The following is a 16,340-nucleotide window of genomic DNA, read 5'->3' as shown; positions in this document are numbered from 1 at the left end:
CACGGGAAGGAAGAACGGCATGAAACAGCAAAACATGGCGGAAGACCTCTCCGCCTGGCAGCACGAGCATGTGTTTGACGGCGCCAATGGCAAGGCGGAAAGCCGCGCGCGCCTCGTCATGTGGATCACCCTGGCCACCATGGCGCTGGAAATCGCCGCCGGCTGGTGGTACAACTCCATGGCCTTGCTGGCCGATGGCTGGCATATGAGTTCGCACGCGCTGGCCATCGGCCTGGCCGCGTTTGCGTATGCGGCGGCGCGCCGCTATGCGCGCGATCCCCGCTTCGCCTTCGGCACGTGGAAGATCGAGGTGCTGGCCGGCTACACGAGCGCCATCCTGCTGCTGGGCGTGGCCGTGCTGATGCTGGCCGCTTCCGTCGAGCGCCTGTTCTCGCCGCAGGCCATCCACTATCCCGAGGCGATGGCGGTGGCCGCCTTTGGCTTGCTGGTGAACCTGGCGTGCGCGCTGATACTCGGCGGCCACCATGACCACGGCCACCACCATGGGCATGAGCATCACGAGTACCACGGCCACCACCATGGCGAAGACCTGAACATGAAGGCCGCGTATGTCCACGTGCTGGCCGATGCCGCCACGTCCGTGCTGGCCATCGTCGCGCTGGCGGGCGCCTGGCTGTATGGCTGGCGCTGGCTCGATCCCGTGATGGGCATCATCGGCGCCGTGCTGGTGGCGCTGTGGGCGAAAAAGCTGATGCAGGAGACGGGCAAGGTCTTGCTGGACCGCGAAATGGACCACCCCGTGGTGCAGGAAATCCGCGAAGCGGTGGAGGTGGACAGCGCCGGCGACACGCCGCGCATCGTCGACCTGCACGTCTGGCGCGTGGGCAAGCAACTGTATTCGTGCGCCTTGTCCGTCGTCAGCCGCGATCCGGCCTTGACGGCCGCCGAGCTGCGCGCGCGTATCGGCGTCCACGAGGAAATCGTCCACAGCACCATCGAAATTGTGCGCCGCACTTGATAATGATGGCTAAAAAAGCACGCTGATGCGGGGCGTAGGCAGTATACTGTCGGCTTTTACAGCACAGTGCTGTTCACCAGACAGAGAGAAGTATGAGCACATTACCACCATGCCCGCAATGCAAATCCGAATTCACGTACGAAGATGGCAGCCAGTTGATCTGCCCTGAATGCGCGCATGAATGGTCGGCCACGGCTGGCGATGCGGTGGAAGAGGGCGCCAAGGTGTACCGCGACGCGGCCGGCAATATCCTGCAGGACGGCGACACAGTCAGCGTCATCAAGGACTTGAAGCTGAAGGGCGGCGGCGGTGTCGTCAAGATGGGCACCAAGGTCAAGAACATCCGCCTGGTCGATGCCGACCATGACATCGACTGCAAGATCGACGGCTTCGGCTCGATGAGCCTGAAGACGGAATTCGTCAAAAAAGTCTAACGCTTTTACCCGTAATACGGCGCGCCGGGCTTCATTCCTGCGCGCCGTTTTCTTATTCAGACGCCATGCAAATCGACCACCTCCGCCAGCGCCTGCGCGCGCTCGGCGCCAAGCCCCTGCACGAACAGCGCGTGCTGCGCGACTGGATACAGGCGCAGCCGCATGACCAAGGCCGGCGCCGCGCCGAGGATTTCCTGCCGCTGCCCGTGCGGCTAGCCTTGCCTACGCTGGACCTCGAATTGCAGGGCATGCTCAAGCTGCTCAGCACCCATCCGGGCGCGGACGGCTCGGCGCGCCTGCTGGTGGGACTGCATGACGGCCAGACGGTGGAAAGCGTGCTGCTGCCGCGCGACGGCCTGTGCGTCTCCAGCCAGGTCGGCTGCGCCGTCGGCTGCCAGTTCTGCATGACGGGCCGCGATGGCCTGATCCGCCAGGTGACGAGCGGCGAGATCGTCGCGCAGGTGGTGCTGGCGCGCACGCTGCGCCCCGTGAAGAAGGTCGTCTTCATGGGCATGGGCGAACCGGCGCATAACCTGAATAATGTGATGGAAGCGATCGAGTTGCTGGGCACCGAGGGTAATATCGGCCACAAGAACCTCGTGTTTTCCACCGTGGGCGACCCGCGCGCCTTCGAGCGCCTGCCGCAGGGACGGGTGAAGCCCGCGCTGGCGCTGTCGCTGCACACCACGAAGCGGGAACTGCGCAAACAGCTGCTGCCGCGCGCCCCCAGGCTCACGCCGCGCGAACTGGTGGACTTCGGCGAGTCGTATGCGCGCCTGACCGGCTATCCGGTGCAATATCAATGGACCCTGATGGAAGGCGTCAACGATGGCGACGACGAGATGGACGGCATCGTCGCACTCTTGAAGGGCAAGTACGCGGTGCTCAACATGATCCCGTATAACACCATCGACGACCTGCCGTTCCGGCGCCCCAGCTGGGACAAGGCGCGGGCCATCGCCGCCGCCCTGCACGAGCGCGGCGTGCTGACCAAATTGCGCGATTCGGCCGGGCAGGACGTGGAGGGCGGATGCGGGCAGCTACGCGCGCGCGAGGCGAAAGGCAAGGTCATTCCCATCCGCGCCGGCGTGACGGCGTAGGCCGGATTAGCGGAGCGTAATCCGACATTCGCACATACGCCAACAATGGTGTCGGATTACGCGGTGCCCGCTAATCCGACCTGCCCGGTTCACACCCCACCCAGCAAATCGTTTTCGTTCAGTATTGCAAACGCGATCTCGGGATGCGCGGCCAGGCAGCGCCGCACGGCGGCGGGGATGGCGGCGCGCGTCTTGCGGCACAGGCCCGGACGCTCGAGCAGGCGGATCTGGAAGCCGCGCACGGTGCGCACTTCGCCGCCGCCCGGCGCAATCTGCAGTTCCACTCCCAGGTTGGCTTGCAGGCGCTGCTGCAGCTGTTTCAGCTGCGCATACGTGGCAATGCCGTCGATATGCGCGAGCAGGCGCTTTTCTTCCGTCAGGTTCAGGCGCAGGATGGTGACGTCCGCCTGCGGATCGTCGAGCAGCCGCTCGCGCTCGCAGTCGCACAGCTGCGGCGGGCACTCCTTGCGGACTTCAAAATCGACGATGCGCATGCGGGCGTTCCAGTGGCGTTCTATTGGCGATCCGGGATGAATCAAGTATCGGCCGGCGCCCGGCACCTGTCAATCTGCGCCGCACAATCCACGCACAATCGCGCGCCGCCGTCAGCGGGGGCTGACGATCAGGCGCCAGCGGATCGCGCCCTGCTCGCTGCTGTGCTGATGGTGGTTTTGCGGCGGCATGACGTGGCCTTCCGTCGAGACGATTTCATGCGCGCAGCCATCGCAGCGGTAGATGCCCGAATACGGCACGGCTTCGCCGGGCGACGTCAGTTCGTCGAAGCGCGGATGCATGGAGCGGGCCACGTAGCTGGGATTCTTGTAGTCGGCCATGGGTTCCTCTGGAAGTGTGCGATGGCCCCATTCTGGCACACAATTGCATGCGCGCTTGACCGCGTGCCTTGGCGTGCGCACTCTCCCTGTGTTGTAATGTTGATCATTCATACTGACGACCCAAGACCATGAGAACCCGCATCAAGATCTGCTGCATCGCTTCCATCGACGAGGCGCAACTGGCGATTGCGGCCGGCGCCGACGCGCTGGGGCTGGTGGGCGCCATGCCATCGGGCCCAGGCCCTATCCCGGATGCGCGCATCGCGCAGATCGCCGCGTGGACGCCGCCGCCCGTGTCCACCTTCCTGCTGACATCCGAAACGACGGCGCAGCGCATCGCCGGGCACGTGCGCGCCACGCAGCCGTCCACCGTGCAGATCGTCGGCCATGTCGAGCCTGGCGAAGTCGCCGAACTGGCGCGCCTGCTGCCCCACGTGCGGCGCGTGCAGGTGATCCATGTGGAGGGAGACGAGGCGCTGGAGCTGATTCCCGCCTACGCGCCCCATGTGCATGCCTTTTTGCTCGACTCGGGCCGCCCCGGCGCGCCTGTCCCGGAACTGGGCGGCACGGGCCGCACGCACGACTGGGGCATCAGCGCGCGTTTCGTGCGCGCCAGCCCGCGTCCCGTCTTCCTGGCTGGCGGCCTCGATGCGGCCAATGTGACGGACGCGCTGCGCCAGGTGCGCCCGTACGGCATCGACCTGTGCTCGCGCGTGCGCACCGACGGCAAGCTCGATGTCATGAAACTGGCCTTGCTGATGGCGGCCGTGCGCGAGGCCGATGCGGCGCTGTACGCGGAAGGTTAATCCGCCGCCTGCAGCCCGTTCATCTCGCGCACGAACGCTTCCGTGAACGCGGCCACCATGCCGCTGGCCGCGCGCGGCGAGATCAGGCCGACGACGGAATGCGACTCGTCGTCGGGCAGGGCGATAAAACGCACGCCGGGCGGCGCCACCAGGCGCATGCTGTCGGGGACGATGGCGATGCCCATGTTGGCTTCGATCAGGTTCAGCTGCGACGTCTTGCGCGACAGGGCGCGCGCCGCCTTCGGAAAGAAGCCCTGCGCCAGGCACAGGCCCGCCACCAGGTAGCTGAGGCCGCCGCGGTCCTTGTGCGGGATCGAGACGAATGCTTCGTCGCGCAGGGCGGCAATGGTTGTGCTCTGCAGCACCGCCAGCGGCGACGCCGCCGACACGGCCACCACCAGCTTTTCCGCGTACAGTTCGCGCACGACGATGTTGGCGTGCTTGCGCAGGGTGGGCAGGCGCACTAGGCCCAGGTCGGCACGGCCTTCCTCGATGTCGGCCGCCTGGTTTTCCGACGAGCCTTTCGAGATATCGAGCGAGACGCCGGGAAACTGCGCCAGCAGCCGGTTCAGCACGGCGCCGATGGCGGGCGTGAGCGTGACCGAGCTTGAATGCAGCAGGCGGATGATGCCTTGCGCCCCTTGTCCCACGTGGCGCGTCTGGCGCACGGTCTCCTCGATATCTTCGAGGATGCGCCTGGCGCGTTCATAAAATACCTGGCCGGCCGGCGTGAGCTCGATATGGCGCGCGTCGCGCGTGAGCAGCAGCGCCTGCACCTCGTTTTCCAGCTCCTTGATTTGCCGGCTCAGGGCCGACTGGGCGATATACAGCTTTTCCGCCGCGCGCGAGTAGCTGCCCGCATCGACAATCTCGACAAAGTACTTGAACTGTTTGAGGGAAATCAATCGTATGCCTTTTCGAGATCGTTGACTGCCTGATTTGATATTAGCCTGGGTCCCGCAAGCACGCTACAGTGGACTGGTCTGCTGTCACTGCAAAGGAAAGACCATGCTGGAATTGATCGGGCTACTGGGGCTGTTCGTCAGTATTATCGTAAAACTGATTTTCGTCCAGGTCGGCGGGGCGGCCGGGGGCAAGGAAGATTAGTATGCCAGGGTCGCCACATGCGGTGCCGGCAACGTCAGCGCCTGCAGGCGGCAAGCTGGCGCGGCCGCGTTCCACTCCGCCAGCGGCAAGCCCGCGCACTTGAGCGCCGCCTCGCGCGCCGTCCAGGCCTGCGCCAGCCGCAGCGGGCGCTGCGCGGCGGGGCAGGCGGCCAGTTCCCGCGTCACCAGCGGCCCCAGGTAGTCGCGTGCCAGATTCGCCCAGTCGGGAATGTCCTGCACGCGCATGACGTCGATGCCGACGGCGCCATGCAGGCCGATGGCGGCCAGCGAGATGCCCTCGTCATGGCTGAACGACAGGCCCGCAGTTCGGCCGGCCAGCAGCAAACGGGGAGGGTTGCCTGGCGTCGATTCCAGCGCGATGGCGGCGATGTCCAGCTTCAGCCACCGCGCCACGGCCTCGCGCACGGCTAGCCGCAACCGCCGTCGTGCCTCGGGGCGCGAGGTCGGGGCAGGGATGCCGATCACCAGCAATCCATCCCCGGACCAGTACTGCGTCGCTTCCATCACGTCCGCAGCGGCGCGGCCGGGCAGCCGGCCCAGTTGCTGCCGGCGGGGATGTGTTCGCCCTTCATCACCAGGGTCAGCGGGCCCAGGCGCGCATTGTCGCCCACCCTGGCGCTGTACAGCACGGAGCTGCGCGGGCCCATGTAGACGCGCTTGCCGATCTCCACGTGGTCGATCTTCATCACGCGGTCTTCGAACAGATGCGTCTGGGGACAGGTGAGGGCGTTCAATTCGCTGTAGTCGCCGATGTGCACGCAGTCGAATTCCGTGATGTCGGTGGTGTCCATGTAGACGCCGCGGCCGATCTTGCAGCCGAACAGGCGGAAGGCCAGCGGCAGCCACGGCGTGCCGCGCAGGTAGCGCATGAAGTTGGGCACGGCGATGCCTTCGTACAGATTCGTCACGCCTTCCGATACCCACACGAACGGCGTCCACATGGGCGCCGCGTGCTTGCGGTAGCGTCCCAGCAGCAGCCACTTGAACAGCAGGACGACGACGAAATTGCCGATGCCGTAAGCGATGCCGGCAATCGCCAGGTCGCCCACCACTTCGCCCCAGCGTCCGGCGCCGGCGATCGGCATCACGTCGAGCACCAGCGTGTAGCCGACGGCGATCACCACCGCGTGTGGCGCGACGATGCGGAACGCTTCGATCAGGCTGCGGCCCAGGCGGCGCAGGATGGATGGCTTGAAGGTCAGGTGCTCGGCAAAGCCGCTGACCTGCTCGCGCGCCGGCAGGTGCATGGGCGGAGAACCGAGCCAGGTGTCGCCGCTGTGCATCTGTTCGTTGCGCGGCGCGTGCGTGTGCACGCCGATCAGCACATGCTCGGGCAGGACGGTGCCGTCCGGGATGTAGCTGCCGTTGCCGACGAAGCTGCGGTGCGAGATGACGGTGGGGCGCATGGTCATCCAGCCGCCGTCGATCTGTTCGTCGCCGAGCATGACGGCGTCGGCGATGAAGGTGTCGTCGCCCAGGGTCAGCATGTCGGGCACCACGCCCAGCGCCGTGGAAATCTCGGCGCCCTTGCCCACCTTGGCGCCCAGCAGCCGGTACCAGTACGGCGCGTACACGGTGGCGTAAATGCCGTGCAGCACGTTCAGGCTCGATTCCTGGATGTGGCTGACGAGCCACTTGGCGCAATAGATATTGCTGTGCACTGGCGAGCTGCCCGGCTTCAGGCGCGGCAGCGCACCCCAGCGGATGGCCGCCGACAGCAGTGCCGTCAGCACGATCAGCACGGCGCTGGCGGGGAAGGCCAGCACAAAGTAGCGGGCCAGCTGCGTCGTCACGTCGCGGCCCTGCAGCCACGGCATCATTTCGCGTTCGTCGAACCAGTCGATCAGCACGAAGCTGGGGAAGACGGGCATGAAGAACAGCACGGCGATGAGCACCATGCCGTAGCAGAAGAACACGGTTTCGCCCATCAGGCGCAGGCGCGAGACGGCAGGACGCGGCGGCTGGCTGGCCGGGTCGTAGGGGCCGATGTCGCGCGCGGGCGAACCGGTCCAGATGCGGCCCGCCGGCACGGCCACGCCGTCGGCCAGCGCCGACTGCCCTTCCAGGTGGGCGAAGGCAGCCATGCTGGTATTGCCCTCCATGATCGCGTAGGAGCTGATGCAGCAATCGTCGGCGATGCGGATCTGGCCCAGCAGCAGCCGACCCCGTTCGACCCGGGCGTTTTCGAAGTTGACGGCATTACCCACGCTGACGTTGTCGCCGATGTCCAGCAAATCGGGCGCGCGCAGGGTCATCGAGCCGATGACGACTTCCTTGCCCACTTTCGCGCCCAGCGCGCGCAGCCACCAGCTGTTCAGCGACGAGCCGCTGAGCAGGTAGGTGGGCGCCGATTCGACCAGGCGGTCGGCCAGCCACCAGCGGTAATACGTGACGCCCCACAGCGGATAGCTGCCCGCTTTCAGGCGTCCGGCGATCAGCCACTTGCCGCCGATGGCGATGGCAAATTCGGCCAGTGTCGCCAGCAGGAAGACGCCGATCGAGGCGGCGACGGCGCGCGGCACCGTGTCGCCCGCGTCGCCCGTGAAGAAGTGGTAGGTGAAGAAGGGCGCCAGCCATTGCGCCATGCGCAGGGTCACCAGGCCCGGCACGGCCGCCGCCTGCGCCGCGCCGCAGATCCAGCGTTTCCACGTCGAGGGCGGCGTCCACTCGGCTTCCGGCGTGGCCAGTGCGGGCGCTTCATTGAGCACGGCGGCGATCTTGCCGATCTGGCGGTTCTGGTAAATGTCGCGCACCGTCATGTGCGCGTAGGCCGGATTGGCGCGCAGGCTGGACGCCAGGCGCGCGGCCAGGAACGAGTGGCCACCGAGGTCGCTGAAGAAATCGAGCTGGCGCAGTATCGCCTGGCCGGGGAAGAGCTGCGCCAGTGCCGCGAACAGGGCTGCCTCGGCCGGCGTTTCCGGCACGTCCGATGCACCGGCTTCGCCCGGCGGCGGGGCGGACAAAGGCATGGCTTTCAACGCTTTGCGGTCGATCTTGCCGGAAGTGAGGCGCGGCATCAGCGGCAGCAGTTCGAAGCGGCCCGGCACCATGTACGGCGGCAGGTGCAGGTTCAAGGCTGCGCGCAGGGTTTTCGCCGCCAGCGCGTCTTCCTGCGCATCGTCGCTGCCGACGATGTAGGCCACCAGCTGGTCGATGCCGTCGTCCTTGCGCAGCAACACGGCCACCGTGCCCACGCCGGGCTGCTGTGCCAGCACGGCTTCGATCTCGCCCAGCTCGACGCGAAAACCGCGGATCTTCACCTGGTCGTCGGCGCGGCCCAGGCACAGCACCTGGCCGTCAGGATCGATGCGCGCCAGGTCGCCCGTGCGGTACAGGCGCGCATCGTCGGGACAGGTGCTCCACGGATTGGGCAGGAATTTTTCCAGCGTCAGGTCGGGCCGGCCCAGGTAACCCTCGGCCAGGCCGGGGCCGATGATGCACAGCTCTCCCGTCTCGCCGCGTGGCAGCAGGGCCAATGGACGGTTTTCTCCCGCCTCGGCCACCTGCAGCACCAGCAAGCCGTAATTGGGCAGCGGCGTGCCGATGGTGACGGGCTCTCCCGGCCGCAGGCGGGCCAGGCTGCACGACACGGTGGCCTCGGTGGGGCCATAGGTGTTGAACATGGCGCGGCCCGGGCGCGACCAGCGCTCGACCAGCGATTCCGGGCACATTTCGCCGCCCAGGTTGATCAGGCGCAGGCTCGGCACGTCCTCCGCGAACAGGGCCAGCAGGGTCGGCACGGCATGCAGCACGGTGACGTGGTTGGCCGCCAGCGCGCGCGGCAGCACTTCCGGGTCGCCCGAGATGTCCTTGGGGCCCAGCCACAGGGTGGCGCCCACCAGGTAGGCGATCCAGACTTCCTCGAACGACATGTCGAAGGCCACGGAAAAGCCCTGGTAGACGGTGTCGTCCTGCCGCACTTCGAGCACGGCGTTTTCGCTGCGCAGGAAGTGGCAGATGCTGCGCTGGCTGATCAGGATGCCCTTCGGCTTGCCCGTGGAACCGGACGTGTAGATCACATACGCGGGGTGGTCGGGCTGCACGGCGCCGCGCGCGGGCAAGCGTTCGCCCGGCGTGGCGGGCGCCAGCAGGCTTTCCGCCGTCCATACGGGGCGTCGGACTCCGGCAGCTTCCAGGCGCGGCGCAAATTGCGCGCAGCTGACGACGCCGGCCCCATTGGCGTCGTCGAGGCACACTTGCAGACGCTCGACGGGCGTGTCTTCGTCGACGGGCAGCCAGGCGGCGCCCGCCTTGGCGATGGCCGCCTGCATCAGCAGCAGGTGGGCGCCGCGCGGCAGCCACAGCCCCACGATATCGCCGGGCTGGACGCCGGCCGCCACCAGGCGCGCCGCCGCCAGGCCGGCCTGGGCATCGAGTTCCGCATAGGTGATGCGGCGCGCGCCGTCGATCAGGGCGACTTGCTGCGGGCAGCGGCGCGCCGTCGCTTCCAGCAGGTCGGCCAGCACTTCCTCGCGCAGCAAATCCGGTCGCGGCGGACCGTACAGGATGTCGGCGTGGGTGGAGGGGGTGCCTGGGCTGGCTGCGGTGAAATCGTTCATGGATGACGCTTATCTGTAGTGCTGTGTGATGGATCAGACGGGCCGCGCGTGGTGCGCGGCGCAGTTGATACATTACAGCAAGCAGGGCATTTCAGCGTTGCAGAACGGGGAATTTTGTGGGGCTTTCAGCAATTATGTGGCTGCAGGCTCAATTGCCATGGTTACGGAATGTAAAACGGGGAAACATGGCGCCCAGTTGCGCCAGGGTCTGCGCCGCCGGATAGCCGTGCAGGGGGCGGCCGGCCAGCGCCGCATCGAGGCAGCCGTCGGCGCGGAACTGCTGCAGCACGTAGTTGCTGACGCCTTTGCCGGCCAGGGTGGCGGCCAGGGCCAGCAGCTGTTCATCGGGCAGCAGGTCCGGGTGGGCCGTGGTGCGGCATTCGTAGGCGACGCCGCTGGCCAGGATGGCGTCCAGGCAGGCGCGCGCCGGATCGCCGCTGCCGGCGACGCGGGTCACATGACGATAGTCGGCAAACGGCGCCTTGATGTCGAAGCCCACCCAGTCGAGCAGGGGCAGCACCTCGGTCAGGCGCTGCGGATAGATGCAGGCCGTATGCAGGCCGATGCCGAAGCCCAGCGCCTTGACCTCGCCGATGGCGCGTCCCAGCGCCGGGTCCATGCAGGCCTCGCCGCCGCTGAAGACGACGGCGTCGACCAGGCCCACGCGGCGGCGCAGCCAGGTCAGGACGTCGCGCCAGGGCATCGCGCCGTCCGGCGTGCGCGCCTGCAGGTGCGGATTGTGGCAATAGCCGCAGCGCCACGGGCAGCCCTGCACGAAGACCACGGCCGCCAGCTTGCCCGGATAGTCGCTGGCGGAAAAGGGCGTCAGGCCGCCCACTTTCAGTTCAGCCGCCATGGCAGGCGGGCTGGCCAAGCCGGGCGCCCGTTTCCGTAAAGTACTGGCGCTCGTGGAATTCGCCCTGCTTGCCGATGTTGAACGAGGCGACGGGACGGTGATAGCCCATCACGCGGGTCCAGATTTCGCAGCGCTGGCGTTCGCTGTCGACGAGGGTGATGGCGGGAGTGAAGTCGGGACGTGCGTTCATGGCGTTTCCTCAAGAGATGCAACAGGGTGGGCCTGCTTGCGGGCGATGAGCTCCGCGTCGCAGGTGGGACAGAATTCGTGCTTGCCGGCCAGGTAGCCGTGGCGCGGGCAGATGGAAAACGTGGGCGTGACCGTGATGTAGGGCAGCGAGAAGCGGCTCAGGGCGCGCTTCACGAGTTCGCGGCAGGCGTTGGCGTCCGACAGCGCTTCCGTCATGTACAGGTGCAGCACCGTGCCGCCCGTGTACTTGCGCTGCAGCGCGTCCTGCAGTTCCAGCGCCTCGAACGGGTCGTCCGTATGGCCGACGGGCAGCTGCGAGGAATTCGTGTAATAGGGGTTGTCCGGCGTGCCCGCCTGCAGGATGGCGGGGAAGCGCTTGCGGTCTTCGCGGGCGAAGCGGTAGGTCGTGCCCTCGGCCGGCGTCGCTTCCAGGTTGTACATATGCCCCGTCTCTTCCTGGAATGCCAGCATGCGGGCGCGCACGTGGTCGAGCAGGCGCACGGCCAGCGCATGGCCTTCGGGCGCCGTGATGTCATAGGCGTCGCCGCTGAAATTGCGGATCATCTCGTTGATGCCGTTCACGCCCAGCGTGGAAAAGTGGTTGCGCAGGGTGCCCAGGTAGCGTTTCGTGTAGGGGAACAGGCCTTGCTGCATCAGTTCCTCGATGGTGGTGCGCTTGATTTCCAGGCTGGTCTTGCCCAGTTCCAGCAGGCGGTCCAGGTCCGCCAGCAGCGCTTTCTCGTCGCCGCGCCACAAATGGCCCAGGCGCGCGCAGTTGACCGTCACCACGCCGAGGGAACCGGTCTGCTCGGCCGAGCCGAACAGGCCGTTGCCGCGTTTCAGCAGTTCGCGCAAGTCCAGCTGCAATCGGCAGCACATGGAGCGGATCATGTTCGGCTTGAGTTCCGAATTGATGAAATTCTGGAAGTAGGGCAGGCCGTAGCGGGCCGTCATCTCGAACAGGCGTTCGGCGTTCTCGCTATGCCAGTCGAAGTCCTCGGTGATGTTGTAGGTCGGGATGGGAAACGTGAAGACGCGGCCCTTGGCGTCGCCCGCCATCATGATCTCGATGTAGGCGCGGTTGATCATGTCCATCTCGGCCTGCAGCTCGCCATAGCTGAAATCCATCTCCTGGCCGGCGATGACGGGGATCTGCTCGCGCAGGTCGTCCGGGCAGACCCAGTCGAAGGTGAGGTTGGTGAACGGCGTCTGCGTGCCCCAGCGCGATGGCACGTTGAGGTTGAAGATCAGCTCCTGCATGTACTGGCGCATGTCCTCGTAGCGCAGGCTGTCCTTGCGGATGAAGGGCGCCATGTAGGTGTCGAAGGAGCTGAACGCCTGCGCGCCGGCCCATTCGTTTTGCAGCGTGCCGAGGAAGTTGACGATCTGGCCGATGGCGCTCGACATATGCTTCGGCGGGCTCGATTCGATCTTGCCCGGCACGCCATTCAAGCCTTCGTGCAACAGGGTGCGCAGCGACCAGCCGGCGCAATAGCCGGCCAGCATGTCGAGGTCGTGGATGTGCAGGGCCGCTTCGCGGTGCGCCGCGCCCACAGCCGGCGGGTACACCTGGTCGAGCCAGTAGTTGGCGATGACCTTGCCCGAGACGTTGAGGATCAGGCCGCCCAGGGAATAACCCTGGTTGGCGTTGGCGTTGACGCGCCAGTCGCGCCGGTCCAGATATTCATTGACGGACGCGGCGACATCGACCTGGCCGGGGGCTGTTCTTGCTGGTGCTGTAGTTGACATGGAATCTCCAATAAACACAACATGCGGTGTTTTCATGGAGATTAATCACTAAATGTAGTGACGTCAAAGGGGGCGTGCAGTTGCCTGTCAAATCCTTGACGCAGGTGAAAAAAGCGCCCCCGTTTACTTTTTCGCGCGTCCCTGGCGCAGGATGAAGCAGCTCAGACCGAACCAGGCGGCGCCGCAGACGGCGATGCTGAGGAGGGAGGCAGGCAGCACGTGCGCCCAGATTTCCAGCGGCGAGAACGTGCTCCAGCTGGCGACGCGCAAGTCGAAGGTGACGTAGTTCGCCAGCAGCCAGTAGACGGCCAGCAGGCCCGTGCAGATGGCCGCCTGGCGCGGCACGGACATGGCGCGGCGCGCCAAGACGGCCAGCAGGAACAGCAGCAGCACGCCCGGATACGCGCCCAGCACCTCGGGCGACAGGATGGACAGCGTCTCGGCGTCAAGGCCGTCGGCCGGCGCCGCCCACTGCACCTGCAGCACGGTGAGGAACAGGGTCAGCAGGAAGATCAGCAGCGGTTTGCGGGGCATGGCGGTCGGTGGAATCGGGTAACGGGACGGGCATTTTACAGCCAGGTCAAGCAATTCGCGCGCGTGCCGGCCATGCATGCATTCCTTCACCTGGGTCAAGGACTGGGCGCCATGGGCGGGGCTATAGTCTGCACCCTGAGCCGACACAGGAATGTGAATATCATGATGCTTGAAGCAACCACCGCCACCCGCGTGGCCGGACCGCTGGAACTGGTCTGTCCCGCCGGCAGCCTGCCCGCCCTGAAGGCGGCCGTCGACAATGGCGCCGACACCGTGTACCTGGGTTTTCGCGACGCCACCAACGCGCGCAATTTCGCCGGCCTCAATTTCGACGAGAAGGCCATCGCCGAGGGCGTGCGCTACGCCCACCAGTATGGACGCAAGGTCTTGCTGGCCTTGAATACCTATCCGCAGCCGCACAACTGGGCCGTATGGCGCAGCGCCATCGACCGCGCCGCGCAGGCCGGCATCGACGCCATGATCGTCGCCGATCCGGGCCTGATGGCGTATGCGGCCCAGCACCAGCCGCAGCTGCGCCTGCACCTGTCCGTGCAGGGGTCGGCCACCAATTACGAGGCCATCAATTTTTACCATGAACACTTCGGCATCGCCCGCGCCGTGCTGCCGCGCGTGCTGTCGATGGCGCAGGTCGAGCAATTGATCGCCAAGACGGATGTCGAGATCGAGGTCTTCGGCTTCGGCAGCCTGTGCGTGATGGTCGAGGGCCGCTGCGCGCTGTCCTCGTATGCGACGGGCGAGGCGCCGAATACCCACGGCGTGTGCTCGCCGGCCAAGGCCGTGCGCTGGCTGGAGACGCCGAACGGCCTGGAATCGCGCCTGAACGGCGTGCTGATCGACCGTTACGCGCCGGGCGAGAACGCCAGCTACCCGACCCTGTGCAAGGGACGTTTCGAAGTCAACGACGAAGAGTATTACGCGATCGAGGAGCCGGCCAGCCTGAATACCCTGGCGCTGCTGCCGCAATTGATCGCCATGGGCGTGCGCGCCGTGAAGATCGAAGGGCGCCAGCGCAGCCCCGCCTACGTGGCGCAGGTGACGCGCGTGTGGCGCGAAGCGATCGACGCCTGCCGCGAAGGCAATGCGCGCTACGCCGTCAAGCCGGGCTGGATGGCGGCCATGGACAAGCTGGCCGAGGGCCAGCAGCACACGTTGGGCGCTTACCACCGCTCCTGGAAATAAAGGATGAACATGCTGAAACTCTCTTTGGGCCCCTTGCTGTACTACTGGCCGCGCGCCACCGTGTTCGAGTTTTACCAGCAGATCGCCGGCACCGCCGTCGATATCGTCTACCTGGGCGAAACCGTGTGCTCGCGCCGGCATGAACTGCGCCTGGCCGACTGGCTCGATATCGCCGACATGCTGGCTGCAGCCGGCAAGGAAGTGGTGCTGTCGACGCAGGCGCTGATCGAGGCGGGCGCCGAACTGGCGACCCTGCGCCGCATCACGGGCAATGGCCGCTATGCGGTCGAGGCGAACGACATGGGCGCCGTGCATTGCATGGCGAAGGGCGCGCCTTTCATCGCCGGCCCGCACCTGAACCTGTTCAATGGTCCCAGCCTGCAATTGCTGGCGCGCCTGGGCGCCCGGCGCTGGGTGATGCCGCTGGAAATGGGCCAGGAAGCACTGGCCGAGATGCAGCGCCAGAAACCGGAAGGGCTGGAAACGGAAGTCTTTGCCTATGGCCGCATGCCGCTGGCGTTTTCCGCGCGCTGCTTCACGGCGCGTAACCGCAACCTGCCGAAGGACGATTGCGGCTACAGCTGCCTGGAAGAACCGGATGGCCTGCTGCTGCGCACGCGCGACGAAGTGCCGTTCCTCGTGCTCAACGGCACGCAGACACAGTCGGCGCTGGTCTACAACCTGGTGCGCGAACTCGACGCCATGCACGCCATGGGCGTGTCCGTCGCGCGCCTCAGCCCGCAAGCCATGCATACGGACCAGGTCATCGCCATTTTCGACCGCGCGCGGCGCGGCCTGGTCAGCGGCGTCGGTGCGCAGGCCCAGCTGGCGGCCTGCCAGCCGGCCGGCGCCTGCGACGGCTACTGGCATGGCCAGCCCGGCATGGAACAGCACGCCGCTCATTGAACGCATCGAAAGGACACACCATGCAAGATCAACTGGAACGATTGCCCGTCCCCGTGCCGGCCCCCGCCCAGGCCAGGGCGGGCCTGCCGAAGGGACCGCTGGCTTACCGGCTGCCGGAACCGCTGGCCGAATTGCTGTCGAAGCTGCCGCCGTATCCGGCGTCCTGGCTGTTCGTGCAGGGGCTGAACCGCCTGCTGGCGCCCCAATTGCCCGACGATGTGCGACAGAGCCTGGAAGGCCGCAGTCTGCGCTTGCGCCTGCTGGATGCGGGCATCGCCTTCGATTTCGAGTGGCAGGGCACGGTCTTCGTGGCCGAGCGCTATGCCGACGTGCCCGAGCTGTGCATCGCCGCCAGCGTGCACGACCTGATGCTGCTGGCGCGGCGCCAGGAAGATCCCGACACCCTGTTTTTCAGCCGCCGCCTGAGCCTGGAAGGCGATACGGAGCTGGGGCTGCTGTTCAAGAACACGCTCGACGCCATCGAGCTGCCGCCGTTCGACCTGCAGGCGCTGGGGCCGCGCCGCGTGCTGGCCCATCTGCGCGACCGCGGCGCGCGCGGCGGCTGACCGGCCGGGAAGAGGGTCAGTGGCGGCAGTGGCCGCAGGCGCCGCTGCACGACGGCAGTTGTTCCCCATCGGATGCCTCGCCCATGAAACCGGCATCGTTGACGGCGGCCAGCAGGCGCTCCTGGCTGGCCAGCCGCTCGTCGAATTGCACCGTGGCGCCGTGGCGGGCCAGCGAGACGCACACCGTGGCCACGCCGCTGACGGCTTCGAGCGCGCCCGTCAGCCTGTCGGCGCAGCCTTCGTGATCCATTCCGATAATATTCAAACGCGCTGTCTGCATGGATTCCTCTTGTTTTTCAGATAAAAAAAGAGCGTAGGCGAGGGGCGTGCATGCCGTCCAGAGCAGCACGCACAAATTTTTTTATATTTGTGCTTTTATTGATCTGGATTAATTCCAGCTCATCCAGGACTGCCTGAAACTACTGTTGTTTTATACACAGTTTCCATATTCCAGTCGACAAGCGTGCTCTGCTGCGCGAGAATGTTATTCTGATAAGAATAT

At 66.2% G+C, this 16,340-nt stretch carries 17 protein-coding genes; 7 read left to right on the top strand and 10 right to left on the bottom strand.

The genetic code is table 11. The features are described 5' to 3' along the window. Nucleotides 1-19 precede the first annotated feature (19 nt). The 3 genes from dmeF to O0880_RS22905 all read left to right on the top strand — a co-directional run bounded on the left by dmeF (nt 20) and on the right by O0880_RS22905 (nt 2,513). On the top strand, nt 20-979 hold the full coding sequence (gene dmeF / locus O0880_RS22915) for a CDF family Co(II)/Ni(II) efflux transporter DmeF (RefSeq protein WP_289888953.1): 960 nt from the start codon (nt 20-22) through the stop codon (nt 977-979). 92 nt (nt 980-1,071) lie between these two features. Further along, on the top strand, nt 1,072-1,413 hold the full coding sequence (locus tag O0880_RS22910; RefSeq protein WP_289888951.1) for a zinc ribbon domain-containing protein YjdM: 342 nt from the start codon (nt 1,072-1,074) through the stop codon (nt 1,411-1,413). 65 nt (nt 1,414-1,478) lie between these two features. Beyond that, nucleotides 1,479-2,513: an RNA methyltransferase gene (locus O0880_RS22905; RefSeq protein WP_289888950.1), complete on the top strand. Its 1,035-nt coding sequence runs from the start codon at nt 1,479-1,481 to the stop codon at nt 2,511-2,513. An 89-nt stretch (nt 2,514-2,602) separates the two neighbouring features. Here the strand turns inward: O0880_RS22905 and O0880_RS22900 are convergent, their stop codons facing one another. Both O0880_RS22900 and O0880_RS22895 read right to left on the bottom strand, forming a co-directional pair. Beyond that, the gene (locus tag O0880_RS22900) at nt 2,603-3,007 is read right to left on the bottom strand and encodes a hypothetical protein (protein WP_289888948.1); all 405 of its coding nucleotides are present in this window, start codon (nt 3,005-3,007) and stop codon (nt 2,603-2,605) included. Nucleotides 3,008-3,118: 111 nt separating this feature from the next. Further along, a complete protein-coding gene (locus tag O0880_RS22895) occupies nt 3,119-3,346 on the bottom strand; it encodes a hypothetical protein (RefSeq protein ID WP_070218305.1) in 228 nt (75 codons plus the stop codon). Nucleotides 3,347-3,474: 128 nt separating this feature from the next. On the opposite strand from O0880_RS22895, the gene O0880_RS22890 reads away from it, so the two are divergent. Next, nucleotides 3,475-4,152, top strand: coding sequence for a phosphoribosylanthranilate isomerase (locus tag O0880_RS22890; protein WP_289888946.1), 678 nt, complete (start codon nt 3,475-3,477; stop codon nt 4,150-4,152). Here the strand turns inward: O0880_RS22890 and O0880_RS22885 are convergent. The 7 genes from O0880_RS22885 to O0880_RS22855 all read right to left on the bottom strand — a co-directional run bounded on the left by O0880_RS22885 (nt 4,149) and on the right by O0880_RS22855 (nt 13,244). Continuing rightward, nucleotides 4,149-5,057, bottom strand: a complete 909-nt coding sequence (locus tag O0880_RS22885) for a LysR family transcriptional regulator (protein ID WP_289888944.1) — start codon at nt 5,055-5,057, stop codon at nt 4,149-4,151. The genes O0880_RS22890 and O0880_RS22885 overlap by 4 nt on opposite strands. Before the next feature lie 198 nt (nt 5,058-5,255). Next, nucleotides 5,256-5,783 (bottom strand): 4'-phosphopantetheinyl transferase superfamily protein, encoded by a 528-nt coding sequence (locus tag O0880_RS22880; protein ID WP_289888943.1) that lies wholly within the window; start codon nt 5,781-5,783, stop codon nt 5,256-5,258. Next, nucleotides 5,783-9,838 carry a Pls/PosA family non-ribosomal peptide synthetase gene (locus O0880_RS22875; RefSeq protein ID WP_289888942.1) on the bottom strand — a complete coding sequence of 1,352 codons (4,056 nt, stop codon included), beginning with the start codon at nt 9,836-9,838 and terminating at the stop codon, nt 5,783-5,785. Before O0880_RS22875 ends, O0880_RS22880 begins: the two co-directional genes overlap by 1 nt. Before the next feature lie 148 nt (nt 9,839-9,986). Further along, nucleotides 9,987-10,694, bottom strand: coding sequence for an anaerobic ribonucleoside-triphosphate reductase activating protein (locus O0880_RS22870; protein WP_071324340.1), 708 nt, complete (start codon nt 10,692-10,694; stop codon nt 9,987-9,989). After that, nucleotides 10,684-10,884, bottom strand: a complete 201-nt coding sequence (gene nrdD, locus O0880_RS22865; protein WP_071324339.1) for an anaerobic ribonucleoside-triphosphate reductase — start codon at nt 10,882-10,884, stop codon at nt 10,684-10,686. Before nrdD ends, O0880_RS22870 begins: the two co-directional genes overlap by 11 nt. Next, on the bottom strand, nt 10,881-12,632 hold the full coding sequence (locus O0880_RS22860; RefSeq protein WP_289888941.1) for a ribonucleoside triphosphate reductase: 1,752 nt from the start codon (nt 12,630-12,632) through the stop codon (nt 10,881-10,883). The genes nrdD and O0880_RS22860 overlap by 4 nt, the downstream gene beginning before the upstream one ends. 123 nt (nt 12,633-12,755) lie before the next feature. Continuing rightward, entirely contained in the window at nt 12,756-13,244 is a 489-nt protein-coding gene (locus tag O0880_RS22855) for a hypothetical protein (RefSeq protein ID WP_289888940.1), read from the bottom strand. An 87-nt stretch (nt 13,245-13,331) separates the two neighbouring features. On the opposite strand from O0880_RS22855, the gene O0880_RS22850 reads away from it, so the two are divergent. From O0880_RS22850 to O0880_RS22840, 3 genes are read left to right on the top strand one after another with little or no spacing between them, the layout of a single operon-like run. Further along, nucleotides 13,332-14,366, top strand: coding sequence for a peptidase U32 family protein (locus O0880_RS22850; RefSeq protein ID WP_289889133.1), 1,035 nt, complete (start codon nt 13,332-13,334; stop codon nt 14,364-14,366). Nucleotides 14,367-14,375: 9 nt separating this feature from the next. Next, nucleotides 14,376-15,272 carry a U32 family peptidase gene (locus tag O0880_RS22845; RefSeq protein WP_071326559.1) on the top strand — a complete coding sequence of 299 codons (897 nt, stop codon included), beginning with the start codon at nt 14,376-14,378 and terminating at the stop codon, nt 15,270-15,272. Nucleotides 15,273-15,292: 20 nt separating this feature from the next. Beyond that, on the top strand, nt 15,293-15,838 hold the full coding sequence (locus tag O0880_RS22840; protein ID WP_289888937.1) for an SCP2 sterol-binding domain-containing protein: 546 nt from the start codon (nt 15,293-15,295) through the stop codon (nt 15,836-15,838). Between the two features lie 16 nt (nt 15,839-15,854). On the opposite strand, the gene O0880_RS22835 is transcribed toward O0880_RS22840, so the two are convergent. Then, on the bottom strand, nt 15,855-16,103 hold the full coding sequence (locus O0880_RS22835) for a heavy-metal-associated domain-containing protein (protein ID WP_289888934.1): 249 nt from the start codon (nt 16,101-16,103) through the stop codon (nt 15,855-15,857). Between the last annotated feature and the right edge of the window lie 237 nt (nt 16,104-16,340).

The organism is Janthinobacterium sp. SUN118 (assembly GCF_030397695.1).
In the GTDB taxonomy this organism is placed as follows: domain Bacteria; phylum Pseudomonadota; class Gammaproteobacteria; order Burkholderiales; family Burkholderiaceae_D; genus Janthinobacterium.
The sequence above is the reverse complement of the archived record's forward strand: the minus strand, read 5'-3'. Positions and strand labels throughout refer to the sequence as shown.

What these genes read in the sequence shown, in the direction of transcription:
- O0880_RS22910 (WP_289888951.1), top strand. Translation starts at nt 1,072, where the DNA reads ATGAGCACATTACCACCATGCCCGCAATGCAAATCCGAATTCACGTAC.
- O0880_RS22875 (WP_289888942.1), bottom strand. Translation starts at nt 9,838, where the DNA reads ATGAACGATTTCACCGCAGCCAGCCCAGGCACCCCCTCCACCCACGCC.
- O0880_RS22845 (WP_071326559.1), top strand. Translation starts at nt 14,376, where the DNA reads ATGCTGAAACTCTCTTTGGGCCCCTTGCTGTACTACTGGCCGCGCGCC.
- O0880_RS22840 (WP_289888937.1), top strand. Translation starts at nt 15,293, where the DNA reads ATGCAAGATCAACTGGAACGATTGCCCGTCCCCGTGCCGGCCCCCGCC.
- O0880_RS22860 (WP_289888941.1), bottom strand. Translation starts at nt 12,632, where the DNA reads ATGTCAACTACAGCACCAGCAAGAACAGCCCCCGGCCAGGTCGATGTC.
- nrdD (WP_071324339.1), bottom strand. Translation starts at nt 10,884, where the DNA reads ATGAACGCACGTCCCGACTTCACTCCCGCCATCACCCTCGTCGACAGC.
- O0880_RS22855 (WP_289888940.1), bottom strand. Translation starts at nt 13,244, where the DNA reads ATGCATGGCCGGCACGCGCGCGAATTGCTTGACCTGGCTGTAAAATGC.
- O0880_RS22890 (WP_289888946.1), top strand. Translation starts at nt 3,475, where the DNA reads ATGAGAACCCGCATCAAGATCTGCTGCATCGCTTCCATCGACGAGGCG.
- dmeF (WP_289888953.1), top strand. Translation starts at nt 20, where the DNA reads ATGAAACAGCAAAACATGGCGGAAGACCTCTCCGCCTGGCAGCACGAG.
- O0880_RS22895 (WP_070218305.1), bottom strand. Translation starts at nt 3,346, where the DNA reads ATGGCCGACTACAAGAATCCCAGCTACGTGGCCCGCTCCATGCATCCG.
- O0880_RS22850 (WP_289889133.1), top strand. Translation starts at nt 13,332, where the DNA reads ATGCTTGAAGCAACCACCGCCACCCGCGTGGCCGGACCGCTGGAACTG.
- O0880_RS22880 (WP_289888943.1), bottom strand. Translation starts at nt 5,783, where the DNA reads ATGGAAGCGACGCAGTACTGGTCCGGGGATGGATTGCTGGTGATCGGC.
- O0880_RS22905 (WP_289888950.1), top strand. Translation starts at nt 1,479, where the DNA reads ATGCAAATCGACCACCTCCGCCAGCGCCTGCGCGCGCTCGGCGCCAAG.
- O0880_RS22870 (WP_071324340.1), bottom strand. Translation starts at nt 10,694, where the DNA reads ATGGCGGCTGAACTGAAAGTGGGCGGCCTGACGCCCTTTTCCGCCAGC.
- O0880_RS22900 (WP_289888948.1), bottom strand. Translation starts at nt 3,007, where the DNA reads ATGCGCATCGTCGATTTTGAAGTCCGCAAGGAGTGCCCGCCGCAGCTG.